Here is a 16,463-nt window from a genome sequence, read left to right as displayed (position 1 = left end):
TTCCTCACATACGGCCGTAACTCATTCTGTGAGAAAATAATGTAAGTTAAAAAGTATAGCTAAAATCTATTAGCAAATTTACGATCTTACGAATATCAATTTCATCTGTACTCAACGCTTCCCTCAATATCAAAATATCTTTGTCTTGTGAATTTAATGTATAAGCTTTATCAACTGCTTCAATTGCAGAAGCTTTATCGCCTGTTAATATAGCATAGACTGCTTTTACCTTATGATATGAACTAAGATTTTCACATGATTTTTCGATTAAATCTAAGTCGGCTCTTACTTCGTCATAGCGCTTTTGTACAAGATAAATATATGCGCGGTCTATTATTGCAGATTCAACGCGCCGTCCTGGTTTTATGAGAATATTTGCATATTTAATACCTTCGTCATATTGCTGTAATTTATAGCAAACATCTATAAGGCATAAATATACATTATCGTTTTCTGTAAGTGTCAGTGAATGAAGAAAATCATCTTTTGCTTTTTCAAAATAGTGCAAATAATAATACGAAAAACCTCTGTCAGAAAAATACTCCGGCTTGTAAGAGCCGTTTGCGGTTGCAAGTGCGTTATCGAAGTTATCCAAAGCTTCGGAATAATTTGATAAAGTCAGATATATTAAACCTTTTTGATGATAAGCGTCTGCCCATGTAGGATTCTTTTCCAGGCAATAGTTTATATCCGCTAAAGCTTCTTCATATTCTTTCAAAGCCATATTTATCATCGAACGACATAAGCGCAGTTTCAATGTATAAGGCTGAAAGGCAATAGCTTTTTCTATGTCTATTTTTGCTTCATCATATCTTCCCATGTAATATAACACTAAAGACCTGCTAAGAAAAACAGATGGATAAGTCTGTGCATAATCATCTGCCGCTAGAATATCAAGAATTTGCAAAGCAGATTCGTATCGTTTTTGATAATACAACTGCGCAGCTTCTTTGTATTTTTTTGTAAAAGAATCGTACGACAAAGGCTGTGCTGCAAGACTGAAAGCAAAAAACATACTAAAAAGTAAGATTAGGTACAATTTCTTCATAATTTTTCTCTTTCATTTCTTGTAACAATATAAAGAAATAAGCATTTCAAAACCGGCAGAATAAATATTCTTATAGCAAAAATCCTTATACTCTTCTTCATCAAAAAAATATGTAATTTCTTGATTCTTTATATCAAAGGCAAAAAATGAATAGATCGTTTCGCCTACTAAATATCTATGGCTACAAAGTCCAATTTTCGTTATCCCATTAATAATGGGAGTAGAGTATGCAACTTTATATTTCTTATTCTTATCATTATCTTGTAGGCCAAATGTATGTGCATAAGTATTTTTATATTTTTTTCCGTTTTTTATAAAGTTATATACCTTGATACTTTTTTTCTTATCTAAATCTGAAATATTATCCTTTTCGGTATAGTACCAAGGATTCATTAAGCTGATTTCATATATTTTACCGATGTCATTTAAAACAATCAATCTTTTTTGACAAATCATTACTTTTTGTACATTATGCATCGGATAAAAGCCTACATCTTCAATTCTTTTCTGGTAGTCTAAAATTGGTAATTCTTCATGATTAGAGAAATATAAAAACAATCCACAAGGAAGCAATGGCATTGATATTGTATTGCCTTTATAATCCGTATAGTATTTATCAAACATTCCTCCTCCTGCAATCTCATATCGACCATAACTCAATTTATAGAGTTCTTTGTCAATATCGCTTGTATTTTTATCACATCCTACAATCAAAAAAATAAGCATAAAAGGAAGTATCGCTATATTTCTCATATTTATTTCTCCTCAGTTAAAGGTATACTTACTTTTATCTGCAGTTCATACGTAACTTCCACATTATAAGATGATAATTCTGCTTTCCTCCCTAATGCCGTCAATTTTTCAGCATCAGCATCTCTATTACCTTTATCATCTTTGTTAAAATCAAAAATGTCTGTAACGGTAACCGTCACAGTGGCGATTTTATTTTTCTCGTCATAAGAATCTAATTTCCAAGAAAAACCACAAGAGCCCACGGACAATTTTAAATCATTTTTTGTCCAAGATGTTGTACCACCAGAACCTTCCGTTATACCGGCTTTCAATCGTGTTTTAATTATTTTATTCGCATAAGCATCGGTATCATTTCGCATCGCTGTAGCAATATATGTATCTTTTCCTTTTACATAATCAGAAGTATCACCTCTAAAAGATTTCGTATACATATCTTGGCATATTAAGAAACCAAAATTATTTGTACAAACATTATCATCTATCCATTTCCTTGCATCTTCTTTAGAAATCTTTTCCGGATTCGGAATTAATAAACTTAACGGGCTCTTCCCATCCGGGTCAGTATACTTCACCGGATTATTCCCCGCGTAGTGGTATAGATGTAGATTCACCACATTAAACACCCCGCCCATACCGGGTAAATTCTCGTTGTGCTTCTTGGCTTCGTCGTCTATCGGGGCTTTTGGAATGTACTCACTTAATGCCGGATCCCCGCTCAGCCACCTTGAATACTTCGGGTCAAGGTAGCGCGCGCCGTAATAGTATAAGCCCGTCTCTTCATCCATCTCCTTACCGGTAAACCTAAACGGCAGCTTATCTAAGCCTGCGGATACCTCCTCTATCCATAATTCTCCGTAGGGGGTGTACTCGATGTGCTCGTATTGCCTGCCTCGCCAGTCTGTTACGAATTGTGCGCTTCCTAAGTGGTCTGAGTGGTAGTAATACCGTTTCTCCCGCTGCTCGGCATTGTCTCCGTTGTTATCGGTGTGGGTCATTGCGGTAACAAGCCGTGAGTTACCTACAAAGATGTGCTTATGTACTCTCAAGCCTTGCGGGTTATTCTTATCCTGCACAGGGATGTGTATCGTGTAGAAGTTATTGAAATACAGCGTTTCAGAACGTCCCTCTTCCGTATACTTTAAGGCTCTCTGTCCGTCCTCACCGTAGCGGTAGTGCACGGTGTAGCTGCGGTCGCTCGATTTAGTGAGTAAGTTCTTTTCATTCCATGTGTAGTTACGGCGGTACGCGAATAGGTTTTCAGGATGACTCTCTTCCGTCTCCTTCGGGGCGTCAAGGCCGAAGCCGTAGTCGGTGCCGTAGACGTCGGTGTCGGGGTCGTAGTTGTAGGTAAAGACAAACTCATCCTCCTCGGTAAACGGCCCGTCTTTTTCTGCCGTTATGTTGCCGTTCGCATCATAGCGGTAGTAGCGGTTTCCTGCGTGTACAAGCCGGTGTGCGTAAGCAGGGTCGTACTCGTAGGTGAGCTCATAGTCAAGCTCTGCTTTCGGGTAGGCGTTACCGCGGGCGCCGGGGAGGTTCGTGGTGCTCATCTTACGTGTCATGTTCCCGTCCCCTTTTGAAAATATGCGGGCATCTACGGCGTCGCACGCCGAAAATAAATGCTCGACGTATACCCGATACGCCTCCGCTTTATTTTCGGCTGTCTCCTTGTATCTGCTCCGCCTCTTTTCAAAAGGCTTCGTTTTTCCGCTTCCGGCAATCCTTGCCGAAAGCGGAAAAACCTCCGACACAGTGTTTCTTTTTAATGAGCAGCTTTCTTTGGCGGACTGCCGATACTTGTGTACTATCAATACAATGCAAAGGTACACAAGTATCGGCACCGCGCTTTCCGCTTCAATCTTTTTGCCGCTGCTATTTTTTTTAAGCGGTGTTTTTCCGCTCGGCCGCTTCAAAAACCGCACCTGCATTACACAAGCGGCAAAAAGGATTTCTGCTTCAATCGCTGTCCGGGGGAGAGGAGAAGCACGCTGTGAATAAAAATAATTTGTTTTCACCTTAAAAAATATTTTTCCACTTCACTACCGTCACGGATGGCGGTGGTTCTAAATAATATCATATTTTGCTGTCAGCAAAATATAATCTCAAATCTGTACAAGGGCGTACAGATTTGATACGGCTTCCCACATACGGCCGTAACTCGTTCTGTGAGAAGAGAGAATAAACTCTTATAACAAGCTCTTTATAATCTCATGAACTATCACTTAATACCTGATAGACGGTTTTTACTTCCACTAAAATATAATCACCTGTTGCATTAAGTTTAAAATTCATCTATTTACTTGTGTATAATAACGCAAAATTAATAGAAGCAATTATACAAAATATTTTTAGCGGTACTGAAATTAGCCTAGTATTGCTTAAATTATTTACCTTTGAAAGAATTAATATAATCAAAGCATATAAAATAAGAATATAAGATAAAATAAGGACAATTACTGAAATTTTCAATAATATATTTTTATCTTTCCAATAAATAATACCGGTAATTCTTTGTATTAGTATCCATTTTGAATTCCTCCTTTTTATCAGTTTCCGAATTTTTTTACTGTATTCATTTGAGCTAAGCGCAAATAAAACCAGACGTATTATAATAGTGTTAGAAAAAACTAAAGCTAGAGTGGTAAAAAATAGTTCATTCATTCTTATTGTTCTCCATGCATCATGTTTTCTACTTTTTTATAAATTTCAATGCCTAAGTTAAGTGCAGAAGGTGCTGTTCCTTTCACAATACTCCACACTGTATCTTTGCTAATAGATTTTAATCCATTTGTCTTTGCATAATATACAATAGCTTTGCCCAGTTCTGATACTAAATCCTTTCCAGTTTTATGAGTAATAGCATTCCCAATTCTATGAAAAAGCTGCTTTGTCGAACTTGCCATTATATGCGAAGAATCTGCACCTTTACCACCAAGTTTTCCAGCTACGGATCCTGTAATAAAAGCTAACCCAAGCTCCAGATAGTCTGCATTTGACAAGTTTTTATGTTCAAAACCAAATTGAGTTACAATATCTTGTGTTGCTGATATTGCACCATTAGCTAAAACTTGACCTACTAATCCAACTCCTGTAGCAGCTAAACCGCCACTTAATGCTCCACCAGCTGCAGCTAATAATACTTTTTTTAGATCTATTCCTTCTCCCTTTACGAACTGTGTGGCAACAGAAACACCCCCTGCAAGACTACCACCAACAACAGCTCCTATTATTATATGTATAAACTTCCCATCCGGGTCAGTATACTTCACAGGGTTATTTCCCGCATAATGGTACAGGTGTAGGTTCACGACATTAAACACCCCACCCATGCCGGGTAAGTTCTCGTTGTACTTCTTTGCCTCATCGTCTGTCGGGGCTTTGGGTATGTAATCACCCAGTGCCGGGTCGCCACTCAGCCATCTCGAATACTTCGGGTCAAGATAGCGCGCACCGTAGTAGTAGAGTCCTGTTTCTTCATCCATCTCCTTACCGGTAAACCTAAACGGCAGCTTGTCCAGTCCCGCTGCTACTTCCTCAATCCACAGTTCTCCGTAGGGCGTGTACTCGATGTGCTCATACTGCTTCCCTCGCCAATCGGTTACGAATTGGGCGCTGCCTAAGTGGTCTGAGTGGTAGTAGTACCGCTTCTCGCGCTGCTCGGCGTTATCTCCGTTATTATCAGTATGCGTCATCGCAGTAACAAGGCGTGAGTTCCCCACAAAGATGTGTTTGTGTACTCTCAAGCCCTGCGGGTTGTTCTTATCCTGCACGGGGATGTGTATCGTGTAGAAGTTATTAAAGTAGAGCGTTTCAGAACGTCCCTCTTCCGTATACTTTAAGGCACGCTGGCCGTCCTCACCGTAGCGGTAGTGCACGGTGTAGCTGCGGTCGCTTGATTTGGTAAGTAAGTTCTTCTCGTTCCACGTGTAGTTACGGCGGTACGCAAATAGGTTCTCAGGATGACTCTCTTCCGTCTCCTTCGGCGCGTCAAGGCCGAAGCCGTAGTCGGTGCCGTAGACGTCGGTGTCGGGGTCGTAGTTGTAGGTAAAGACAAACTCTTCATCATCCGTAAACGGGCTGTCTTTTTCTGCCGCGATGTTACCGTTCGCGTCATAGCGGTAGTAGCGGTTTCCGGCATGAATTAAGCGGTGTGCGTAGGCCGGGTCGTATTCGTAATCAAGACTGTAGTCAAGCTCTGCTTTCGGGTAGGCGTTACCGCGGGCGCCGGGGAGGTTCGTGGTGCTGGCCTTTCGTGTCATGTTTCCGATGCCGTCAAAGGCAAAGTCTTGCTTGTACTTCGCAACATGTACCGGCGTACTTCCAAAGCTCTTTATCGCCTTGTACTGATTACTCGTGCCCTCTACGCCGATAAGCTGGTATAAACTATCGTAGGTGTAGCTCTGGCTCGTCTCGTACACACTTGCGTCGTTACTGTAACCTAAGACATTGCCGACTTTATCAAAGCGGTAGCTTATCTTTTGGAAGGTTTCGTCAGTCTGTCTATTTTTGGTTTCAATGTCTTTTAACCACCGGCGTTTATCGTCGTAGCGGTAGCGGGTCTCTACACCGTTACCGTACTTGATGTACACACGTTGTCCGTGTTCGTCATAGACAATCGTGTCGATGTAACTGTAGTTTTCACTGCCCTTTATCGTGTTCTTTACGCCGCTCACCCCCTTGAGCTGTCCGCCCTTATCGTAGGTGTAGGTAATGGTCTCCCCGTCAGGGTACTTCATGGTCTGCATACGGCCTAAGTAGTCCGAGCGGTAGGTAAAGGTTGCCGTTTCGGGTTCGCTTAAGGCCTCGTAACGCTTAATCGTCCGCGTCTCTTTTACGACCTCGCTTAATTTACCATACTCGTAGTGTATGTCGCCTGATTCATCCTTCTTATGGACTATCTCTCCGGCTCCGGCTTGGCCGGGTACTCCGTAGGTGTATTCAACATCGGTGCTAAACGGGTAGTCTATTTTTACGAGCCGGTCAAAGCCGTCGTAGTGGTACTGTATCTCGCTTAATTTACTACGCAGCAGTGAATCCGATTCCGCTTCAAGAAGCCCTTTGCTATCATAGCGCCATTCTTTCCTTCCGGTGTCTTTGCTTTCTAAGGCTATACGCCGTCCGAGTAGGTCGTATGTTACCGAGACAATGTTTTCGTTTGCGTCGTATGCGCGCAGCATTTCACCCAATACCGAATATTCATATCTGCCTTTGGTTAAGCGTGTGTCGTTTTTATCGAGGCGTTCGACTTCCCGGATGTTTCCGCGCGCGTCTTTCTTTGTAACGCTCTTATTCTCTAACGGGTCGGTTGCTATTGTTATCTGTAGATTATCTTCTATCGCGTACTCATTTTTCTGCTCGCTTCCGTCGGGCAGTACCGTCTTAATTACGCGGTCAATGCCGTCGTAGGTGTACGCGGTTTCATTTCGCAGCGCTGTAAAGTCGTTTGTTTCATAGAACTGCTCGACGCTTGCGTAAGAAGCTTTACTTGCAAGCTCAGCCGGTAAATCGCCGCCGTAGAAGAAGGGCATTCCTTCTTTTATCTTTCTTCCTGCCTCATCGTAGTGTGTCGCCCCTGATATATTCCAGCCGACATTCGTTTCTCCGGCGGTTCCTTCTCGGTACACTTCCCCTTCTTTTGCGGTGTAGAGGGCGCGGCCTAAGCCGTCGTGCATGACTATCGTTTTCATAATGGCCGTGTCGGCCGCTTCGGTGGTAAGCTTATTTGCCGTTACCGTGTACCAGAAAGAAGATGAAGGGGTATGGTATTCGTACTTTGCGTAGGGAGTGCCTGCCGTATCATCATAGGGGCTTTGTACTTCAATAACACGTCCGAATCCGTCGTAGCGGTACTTCATGGTGTTACCCGCGCTGTCGGTTTCTTCCAGTTTCACTCCTAAGGCGCTATCCCACAGGAGTGTGCTCTCGTACGGCGCTCCGCCTTTACTTCCTTCTTCCGTTATTTTGGTGACATATATCCCGTCTTGGTAGCGGTAACTCACCTTCTTGCCGGTTGGGCCCGTGAGCGTTTTGATGTTCCCGCTTTCATCCCAGTCTATCGTGTAGGTTAAGTTTGTGCCGCTTGAGGTGTACTGCTTTACTTCCGTTATCGCGCCCGTTTGGCTATCATAGCGTCCTTCTCGCTTCCGCAACAGCCTGCCGCTCTTACCGTCCAACACTTCGATGCGCTCCGGGTGCGCTTTAAAGTAGCGCCGCTCATCGCCGCTATCCCAATAGCGTATGCGGGCAATAATATCGTCGTTGGGATTACTCACGTCTCCCTTATCTTCTAAGCTCGTAACATTGCCGTACCGATCATAGCGATACTCGCTTTCCGTTTGTATCGACCGGTATCCTTCCCGTATCGTGTTCCACTCTCGCTTTACCCGTGCATGAGGGACTTCATCCGTTTCATACTCTTTTATTGAATAAACGGCACCGTTATGGCTTACCGTCTCTTTTTTTACCATCCCTTTGCGGTAATAGGCATCGATGTAGTATTCTGTTTCGGTCGTCTTTCCTGTTCCCGTTACCGCCTTTACTGTCTTAAACCCGTAGAACTCTTTTGCTTTGCGGTCATAGTAGCCGTCTTTGTACGTGTATTCCGTTTTATAGCTTTGTATGTTTCCACTCTTACTCTGCAGCCCTGAGTTCATTGTTACACTGCTTAACACATACTTACTCTGCGGCAGCTCCCGTGTGTTCCCGACTCTTTGGTACTCTATCTCATAGCTGCCGCCGGTCGGTAGCTTTATCGTTTTTAATAAGCCTACTTTCCCTAACTTGTTTCGCTGTACGTACAGCTTATCAGCGCCGCCGATGTTGAAGACGCGGTCAGCGAGGCCATCTCCGTCTACGTCAAAGAGGCGTAAGCTTACCTCGCTTTCACTATAGGTGCCGCTCGCTCCTCCTGAAAAGTTACAGATGATATTAATCCCTGCCCATACCGGAAACCCTACCTGTCCTGAAAGACTTCCCGACACTCCCACGCTCCGGCTCGTGTTAAACTCCAGCGCCTCAGGCGTCTTTAATAGCTCGTTTATTTTTTTTGTATCGAGCCCTTTATTCATACTGCCCGGCCGATAGGGTACTTGGATCTTCTCCGATGTTCCAACGAGCCGGCTCAGCGACTTGCTATAATAATCTTCATACTCCCCACTTTCGAGGGTGCGTATCGCAATGGTCTTTTCTTCTGTCTCGAATCCGGCCCCGCGGTTCACTTTGACGGTATAGTTACCACCCTTTACCGTTAATAGGTCGGGAAGCCCGTCTCCGTTGATGTCGGCGATAAGGGTATCGGTGGCTGTCTGAGAGATGTTCACGTTAACGCCGATGTTTCCTCCCCCGTAAACAAGCGCGGCGCCGATATTCAACCCTAAGCCGAAGTTCCCGCCTCCGCTTTTAACGCTTCCGCTTGAAATATTCTCTCCCCACCACGCTCCTGCCGCTGTAAACCCATCTCCGATATTCAGCTTCGCCACGCCTGCCTGTTGGTAATCGGGTAAGCCGTCTCCGTTGATGTCTACTAACCCGCTTCTCTGATACTGTCTGCCGTCTGAAAAATTTACCCCCACACTCGGGCTCATTCCCCCGGGGCTCGATCCTGCAGGCGCTAATGACTGACTCTTTATGCTGCCGATCACCGTTCGTATCGTCTGTACCGCTCCCGACAGTCCCAATCCTGCTCCGTGCACCGTCGAGTTATTGCTGTTCGTGCTTAAGCCTCCTCCTCCGAGGTATCCCGGTCGGCTAAAGACTCCTTCTCCGCTGCCGTACTGTACGCTCAAGCCTTCTGAACTTGTTTTTAAGAGGTCAGGGTACCCATCCCCGTCTATGTCCTGATAACCTTGTATCTGCTTACTTTCTCCCGTGTTAACCCCTACGCTCGTATTGACGCTTGCCGCATGTGAGCCGACATTGAAGTCATAACTTTTACTTTCATTCGCAGAAAGCACAAAGCCTTTGCCTCCTTTCACCCACGGTAACTTCCCGTACGCCCCGCCGGTGATCCGGCTTGAGTGTAATACCTCATCATCAATATACGCCGCATAGTAATGCATAACACTTGCCATCTCGCCGTCTGCGTCAAAGCCGTTTTCACTCGTATTCGCAATCGCTCCGATAAGGCTTTTCTCTTTAAAGAAAAATCCGCTTCCCTCATCCTGCTTCGGCGTTTCCGGAGGCGATTCCTGTTTAAGGTTTTCTTCCGCATACGTGCCATACCGCTGTACCGCGCTATATCCGCCGAGCGTACGCTTTTGTATCTCCTCCCTTACTTTATCTTTCGCTTCTTCCCCGCTCGGCGCGCCTGCCTCACTTTGATTTTTTAATTTCTGCCGTTCCTTATCAACTTTTTTTGCTCCTTCCTTCTCATTTTTTCCTCCATACTCATCCTCATATTCATTCGGTGCAAACAGGGCTTCCACACTGAAGCGCTGCTGACCCCACCTCGAATAAAGTCCGTAGTACCACCGGTTTGCCCCGCCGTACATCTGCTCATACCGGCCGAACCCGGCTATCCCTTCTTTCCCTTCATACTTTCCAATCCAATAGTTCTCATTCCCTCGGTACTCTTGTATCCCTTCCCATGTCGTGACAACCTTCCCACCTTGTATCTTCACCACTTCTATCTGTCCGCCTTGCACCTCATAAAGGCTCTCACGCGGGTACACGATACACACCCCGACCCTTTCGTAATAATAGCTTCCGACATACGCTAAAAACTTCAGCACTTCTTCTTTTGCAAGGTGCTCCCTCGTCGTCCGGTATTCGCCTCTTACTTTATCATGCGTAAAGTATGGAAAATTATACGTCTTACTTTCATACCGCTTCAGCTTCTTCTCGAACTGCTGTAACCCTTCTCCGCTTATCCCGCTCTTTATTTGATACTCATCCCCTATCGCTTCAAAATATTCTTCACCGACTTCTTTCCTCTCTTCCGCAGTGAATATTCCAATCTCCCGTATCCGCTTCTCTCCTTCCGGCAGCTCTTCGATAATGACTTTCCCTTTTCTCCGCGCTTCTTTCAACGCTTTTACTATCTCTTTTTTATCCTCTTCTGCGGCGCCCTCTTTCAAATGCCACTCGTTCCCCGACTTTTCATACAGTGTCCCTATTGCTATCGTCTCGCTACCTTTCTGTATCCTCTTGTCTTTTATCTTCTCGTATACCTTTTCGCTTATCCTTTCTACGCGGCTGATGCGGTATTCGATTCCCTTTTCGACTATCTCTGCCATCCCCTTTTCATACTCATTCTCACTGATAACCTTCCCTACTTTCCGCCCGGTAAGCTCAATCGAAAATTCATACCCCTTCTTACTCCGCCCCTCTACTATTGCCTTTACATTCTTCCCCTCTTTTGTTACCACTGCCCCTTCTTTTCTTCTTCCCTGCTCATACAAAACAAGCTCCTCTCCCTCTTTCTCAAACCGGTACGCCTTTCCGTTGATGAGCCCTACTTCTACTCCCTTTTCATCCTCGTAGCCGCGCTCGCCCTTTTCCCGCTCGCTGTTCACTTTTAACGTAAGCCTATCTCGGTAGTATGCTTTTCCATCCCCGTCATACAGCGGGTACCTTACGCTTCCGTCGCCGCTCTTATACCCTGCCATTTCTTTCCGTTGCTCTTGGCTCATTTTATTGATGATATCGCTGTAAGGCCCTCCGCCGCTTCCCCTTCCATTCCACACATACTGCTCAAAGCCCGCATCGTATTGTACGCGCTCCTTCAGTGCCGCCTGTTCACTCTCGCTTCCAATCCTGCCGTAAAATACTTCAAACCGCTCCTTTGCGACCTCATCTCCGGCATACCCGTAATACCCTTTTTCCAGTATCTTCTCTATCGTCTGCTCACTCAGATGCTGAGCGTACTGAGAATCTTTCAGCTGCCAATACTCACGGCTCCCATCTTCATCATGTTCGCTTTTTCTCTGGTAAAAATGCTGCAAAACTTCATCAGGGCTTTCATTCATCCTTTCAGGCAGCTCATATGCAATATGCGCTCCCAATAGCTCATCTCGTTGGATCTTCCGGTACCGTATCCGTATCCCTGCTCTTATGCTCTCTCCAATTTCTGCCTTGTTATCCGTCTCCGTCGCAAAATAGATATACTCCCCTCTTTTCACTGCCTGCGTAAAACGATATCCCTTCTTTTCCGTGCATTCCCCAACCAATACTCCGCCCTTATTCACTCCCTTCCATACGCCGAGCTTCCCGCTTCCGATCTCTTTTATCTCTACCGCTATCTCGATCTCCCCGCTTACCGCACTTCGCCACGCTTGCACTCCTTCTTGAAAATAGTGCCCCTTTTCCGCTTCCTCCTTCTCTTCCTTACTAACCCCTATCTCTGTTTTTTCCGCTCCGCTTAACGCAATCCCCGCTTTAAAGCCTCTTCCCCGGTCGTTTTCGTAGTATCTTCCCTTCGACACAAAATCCACATACCCGTCTCGGTTTACATCCGTAAATTCACTGCTACTCTCTCCGCGGCTCCACTGTTTCGTCAGTCCCATCCCAGCCCCAACCTGAGGCCCGCTGATGTCTAACTTCCCTCCAACGCTCCAGTTCCAATCCTCATTCTCACTTAAATAAAGCCCCTTTAATGCCTTCCCATCAAAGTACTCAGCACGCTCATATCCTATCTTTCCGTCGCTCCGCTTTTTTCCCTTCATATATCCTTATTTCCCCTTTCTTCCACTCCACAATGTCCGCTATCCCGTCTCCAGTCACATCTACAAAATTCCGCTTACTGTGTCCCCTTCCGCTTCCCGCTGACGCCGTTATCCCGCCTGATATCGAGATGCTGTTTGCAAAGTTTACTCCCGCTCCTCCGCTGCCGCTTCCCCCTCCGCTTATGTGCACGCTTTCCGCAATGCTTCCGCTTCTCTCCCAGCCTTCCGTCTCTCCGAAGACACAAAGTTTCCCGCTCTTATCCTTCTCCGCCTGCTCATACTCAAACCTGTACGCATACCCTTCCGCTTCTCCTTCCCCTTTCACTTCTATCTTTTTAAGAAGGCTCTCTCCCATCTCATTTTCACCCGCCTCATTTCCTACTTCCTTATCTTCTCTATATTCAAAGCCGTATCTCCTCACTATCCGCCCGCCGACGCTCATCTCTATGCTCGCTATCCGCTTACTCTCTTTCCCGCACGTACTTTCCCCGTCCGTCTATCCGCGTATCTCCTCTTCCTTCATACGCTATCGTTACCTTTCGATCTCTCTCTTTCCCGTAGATAACCTGTTCAAGAAGTACCTCTTCACCCTCTGCTCCGGTTTCCTTCTTGTACACATACTGTACCTCGTTTCCGAAGCTATCGCTCTCCCTATCCAAATAATAAATATATTTTGCACCTGCTCCTTTGCCGCTCCACCTTTCTTTCCCGTATATCTTTACCCGTCCGTCTTTCCCCGTTACTTCAAAATAATTTTCACTTACTCCTCTCCCTTCGACCCAGCCGTTTGCTATCCGCTCATACCCCCTCTCTCTTTCCTTTACCCATTCATTCCCTTCATACCTCACACGGCTGCCTTCCACTATGTACGTATCCTTCCCGTTATACTCAGGTAGGCCGAACCGTGTGTCTATACTGATGCTTTCTATTCCTCCTAAACTCCATCCCTTCCCTATAAGCCCCCAGCCGCTCCCGCTCGCATAGCTCACCGAGAGAGCAGGCGCCATCCCTTTCACTCCTTCCGGTACTTTGAGCTTTATCCCAAATGCCGCGCTTCCTTCACTTCCTCCTTTCAGTCCTTCTATCCCCTCTATCCCCCCTGCCGCATCCGCCGCTTTTAGCTCCTTGATGCTGTTTAAGTTCACCCGCACCGGCTCGGGGCTCTCCGGTAAGCTCAACGTCCCGTTAATCATATCCGTAAAATGATCCGTATACGATTCAATCCGCTTCCCTTCTTCATCTACTCCCTTCCGCTCTAACGCAACCCATCGCTTCTCGTTCTCTTCGTAATAGTACGTATAGATCCCTTGCGCATCTTCTCCTTCTATCCGCTCATCGTACTCAAGCGAAAGCTCGCACGCCCTCTTAAACTTCATCCCCTTAGGTAAAAACCGGTACCCGCCAAACCCTGCCGTGACGTTCTTTACTTCTCCTCCCTCTGCTACTTCATACAGCCGGCTAATCGTTATCTTTGTTTCCGCTTCCACCGCTCCTTCAGGGATACTAAAGCGTACTCCTTCCGCCTCTAACACTCCTCCTTCTTTCCCGATAACCTTTTGCGCCACAACCGCACTCGCTTCTCTCTCCACGCCGCGCGCCCCTTCTCTCCGCCCTTGTCCATACACACCGCCGGGCGCTATCACCGTAAAAAGGTAGACCGTAAATACTGCTTTCTTCACTATCCCTGCCACTGCTTCTTTTATTCCCTTCATCATCTTCACCTTCTCCCCTTACCTTACCGCTTCGTACTCTATCCACACGCACTCGCTCGGAAATTTGTCCTTCGCTGATATTACTGCTATCATTCCCGCTTCTCCCCCTTTTGAAAATATACACGCCGTCTGCTTCGTCGCTTCAAAAAAATTAATCCTCAACGTATCATAGATACGCCTGCGGTTAATTTTTTCTCGCTCCTCGCATCCGGCATGTCTCTTTTCAAAAGGCATCGTTTTTCCGCTTCCGGCAATCCCTGCCGTAAGCGGAAAAACCTCCGGTAAAGAGCTTTTGTTGTTTTTGTTTCTTGCTTTTTTGGCGGACTGCTGCATTTTGTTTACTATTACAATAAAGAAAACAAAATGCAGCACCGCGCTTTCCGCTCCAATCTTTTTGCCGCTGCTGCTTTTTTTAAGCAGTGTTTTTCCGCTCGGTCGCTTCAAAAACCGCACTTGCATTATACGCGCGGCAAAAAGGATTTCTGCTTCAATCGCTGTCCGGGGGAGAGGATAATTAGGCTGTGAATAAAAATAATTTGTTTCCACCTTAAAAAAATATTTTTCCCTTCACTACCGCCATGGATGGTGGTGGTTCTAAACAGTATCATGTTTTGTCATCAGCAAAACATGATATCAAATCTGTACAAGGACGTACAGATTTGATATGGCTTCCCACATACGGCCGTAACTTGTTATGTGGGAAGTGAGGGTAAAGTTTTATAACGAGCTCTTTATAATCTCACTATTCCTAATTATCATCTGCTAATATTTAGTCTGACAATACGGAACCGTTGAACTCAATTGAAAGAACGAAAATCAAATTCATAGAATTTTGAACCTTCATAACTGTAAAGAATTTTAGTATCCGGCTCGATTTTCCAATCATAAATTAAATCTTCTACCTCTTTAACTTTATATGTCTCAGTTTTTATATTAAATGACAAAAAGCCTGTCTCATAAATTATAAAAAATGACATATTTTCTCTGTTATACAATAAAGTATCTCCCGGTGAATTTAATTTAAACTTTATTTTTGAATGATTTATTAAATTAATAAAAATAAAATAATCATCTATTAAAACACCTGCAATTTCATCTATTGAAAACACTTGTAAATCATATAATCCATCAGAACTTAAATAAAAAATATAACTATTTTGCATAAATTCAACACCATAAAATGTATTACTACTTTGAGAATCAATTTCAATATACTCAGAATCTTTTTTACCAGAATATACTGAAACCATTTCTGACATCGAATCAAATCTCTTTATTATAAAATCCATTTAATGGCCTCATATAAATTGCAAATGGTTTACTTCAAAAAAACGTCATAAATTGTCTGTTCGTCCCTGCTTCTGCTTTTGAATAGCTCATATAAAGCATTACCATGAAAGAAGGGGAAGTATAACAAGAAATGGCGCTATAACTCCAATTATTGCCGTTACATAATATACTTTATCTATCTTTCCCGCTTTACACCTACTTTGTTGAAGTTCTGCAATATAGCAAAGAACAACAAATACAATCACAATCACAATAACCTTTATTAAAAGTTTAGGCGATCCGTATCCATAATCCATAGTACCCGATATTATTCGCATCAGCAAAATCACTGTTAGCAATATAAAAATAAAAATCGGTATTATTGTATATCTGAAAATATGAAACCCTGTGTCAACATCAAAACTGTCAAATATAATTGATTTTAACTTTTCATTAAATCTTCCTAATAATGAAAAGCCGCAATATACCAACAGTAAAAACCATAATAATATCCAATAAAGTCCTGGCATACATGACAAAAATTCAAAAAACATCCTTAATTTATATGAGCTCATTGATCTATCTCCTCTTTTTTGTGATTATTCATCCATGACTGATAGGCCTCGTAGGAAGATTTAACAACATCCGCACTTACGCCAAGCATAGACATAACTTTATAAAAAATTCCCATATGTTTATCTCTAATTCCTGAGCATATAAAACCTACTATCATGCTTCTCGGAACAAGTTTTGCTCGCTCAAATGCAGATTCTGCATATTTAAAATAATGACTACCGGCCTCTCCTAACGCCATACCGAACATTTGGAGAATTCCTATTCCAATTTTAAGTTTATCATCTTCCATTACGCCCTCTGCTATATTTGATATTGCCCCATACGCAGTATTACCATGTTGGAATACTTTTATCCCTATACTAACACCGCCAGGTATGCAAGGTGCACATGCTGCTGTAAAATCAAGGATTGCGCCAAAGAAACTAAGAGCAGCTTTCCCGTACT

General features: G+C 44.1%; 10 protein-coding genes. All 10 read right to left on the bottom strand.

All coding sequences use genetic code 11. The features are described from left to right. Window positions 1–46 precede the first annotated feature (46 nt). The 10 genes from GWP43_RS00910 to GWP43_RS00870 all read right to left on the bottom strand — a co-directional run bounded on the left by GWP43_RS00910 (window position 47) and on the right by GWP43_RS00870 (window position 16,018). On the bottom strand, window positions 47–1,048 hold the full coding sequence (locus GWP43_RS00910) for a tetratricopeptide repeat protein (RefSeq protein WP_162662060.1): 1,002 nt from the start codon (window positions 1,046–1,048) through the stop codon (window positions 47–49). 12 nt (window positions 1,049–1,060) lie between these two features. Then, window positions 1,061–1,801, bottom strand: a complete 741-nt coding sequence (locus tag GWP43_RS00905) for a hypothetical protein (protein WP_162662059.1) — start codon at window positions 1,799–1,801, stop codon at window positions 1,061–1,063. Between the two features lie 2 nt (window positions 1,802–1,803). Continuing rightward, complete coding sequence (locus GWP43_RS00900; RefSeq protein WP_414162712.1) at window positions 1,804–3,816, bottom strand: RHS repeat domain-containing protein; 2,013 nt, start codon at window positions 3,814–3,816, stop codon at window positions 1,804–1,806. Between the two features lie 277 nt (window positions 3,817–4,093). Next, entirely contained in the window at window positions 4,094–4,462 is a 369-nt protein-coding gene (locus GWP43_RS00895) for a hypothetical protein (protein WP_162662058.1), read from the bottom strand. A gap of 2 nt (window positions 4,463–4,464) precedes the next feature. After that, the gene (locus tag GWP43_RS00890) at window positions 4,465–12,462 is read right to left on the bottom strand and encodes a toxin TcdB middle/N-terminal domain-containing protein (RefSeq protein WP_162662057.1); all 7,998 of its coding nucleotides are present in this window, start codon (window positions 12,460–12,462) and stop codon (window positions 4,465–4,467) included. Next, on the bottom strand, window positions 12,422–12,904 hold the full coding sequence (locus GWP43_RS14350; RefSeq protein WP_230977844.1) for a hypothetical protein: 483 nt from the start codon (window positions 12,902–12,904) through the stop codon (window positions 12,422–12,424). The genes GWP43_RS00890 and GWP43_RS14350 overlap by 41 nt, the downstream gene beginning before the upstream one ends. Before the next feature lie 19 nt (window positions 12,905–12,923). Then, window positions 12,924–14,177: a SpvB/TcaC N-terminal domain-containing protein gene (locus GWP43_RS00885; RefSeq protein ID WP_230977842.1), complete on the bottom strand. Its 1,254-nt coding sequence runs from the start codon at window positions 14,175–14,177 to the stop codon at window positions 12,924–12,926. A 15-nt stretch (window positions 14,178–14,192) separates the two neighbouring features. Next, entirely contained in the window at window positions 14,193–14,720 is a 528-nt protein-coding gene (locus GWP43_RS00880; protein WP_203232429.1) for a hypothetical protein, read from the bottom strand. 251 nt (window positions 14,721–14,971) lie between these two features. Then, window positions 14,972–15,463 (bottom strand): hypothetical protein, encoded by a 492-nt coding sequence (locus GWP43_RS00875; RefSeq protein ID WP_162662056.1) that lies wholly within the window; start codon window positions 15,461–15,463, stop codon window positions 14,972–14,974. 99 nt (window positions 15,464–15,562) lie between these two features. Further along, the gene (locus GWP43_RS00870) at window positions 15,563–16,018 is read right to left on the bottom strand and encodes a hypothetical protein (protein ID WP_162662055.1); all 456 of its coding nucleotides are present in this window, start codon (window positions 16,016–16,018) and stop codon (window positions 15,563–15,565) included. Between the last annotated feature and the right edge of the window lie 445 nt (window positions 16,019–16,463).

Source organism: Treponema vincentii, from assembly GCF_010365865.1.
GTDB lineage: Bacteria > Spirochaetota > Spirochaetia > Treponematales > Treponemataceae > Treponema.
Note: the sequence above shows the minus strand (reverse complement) of the source record. Positions and strands in the feature narration are given on the sequence as shown.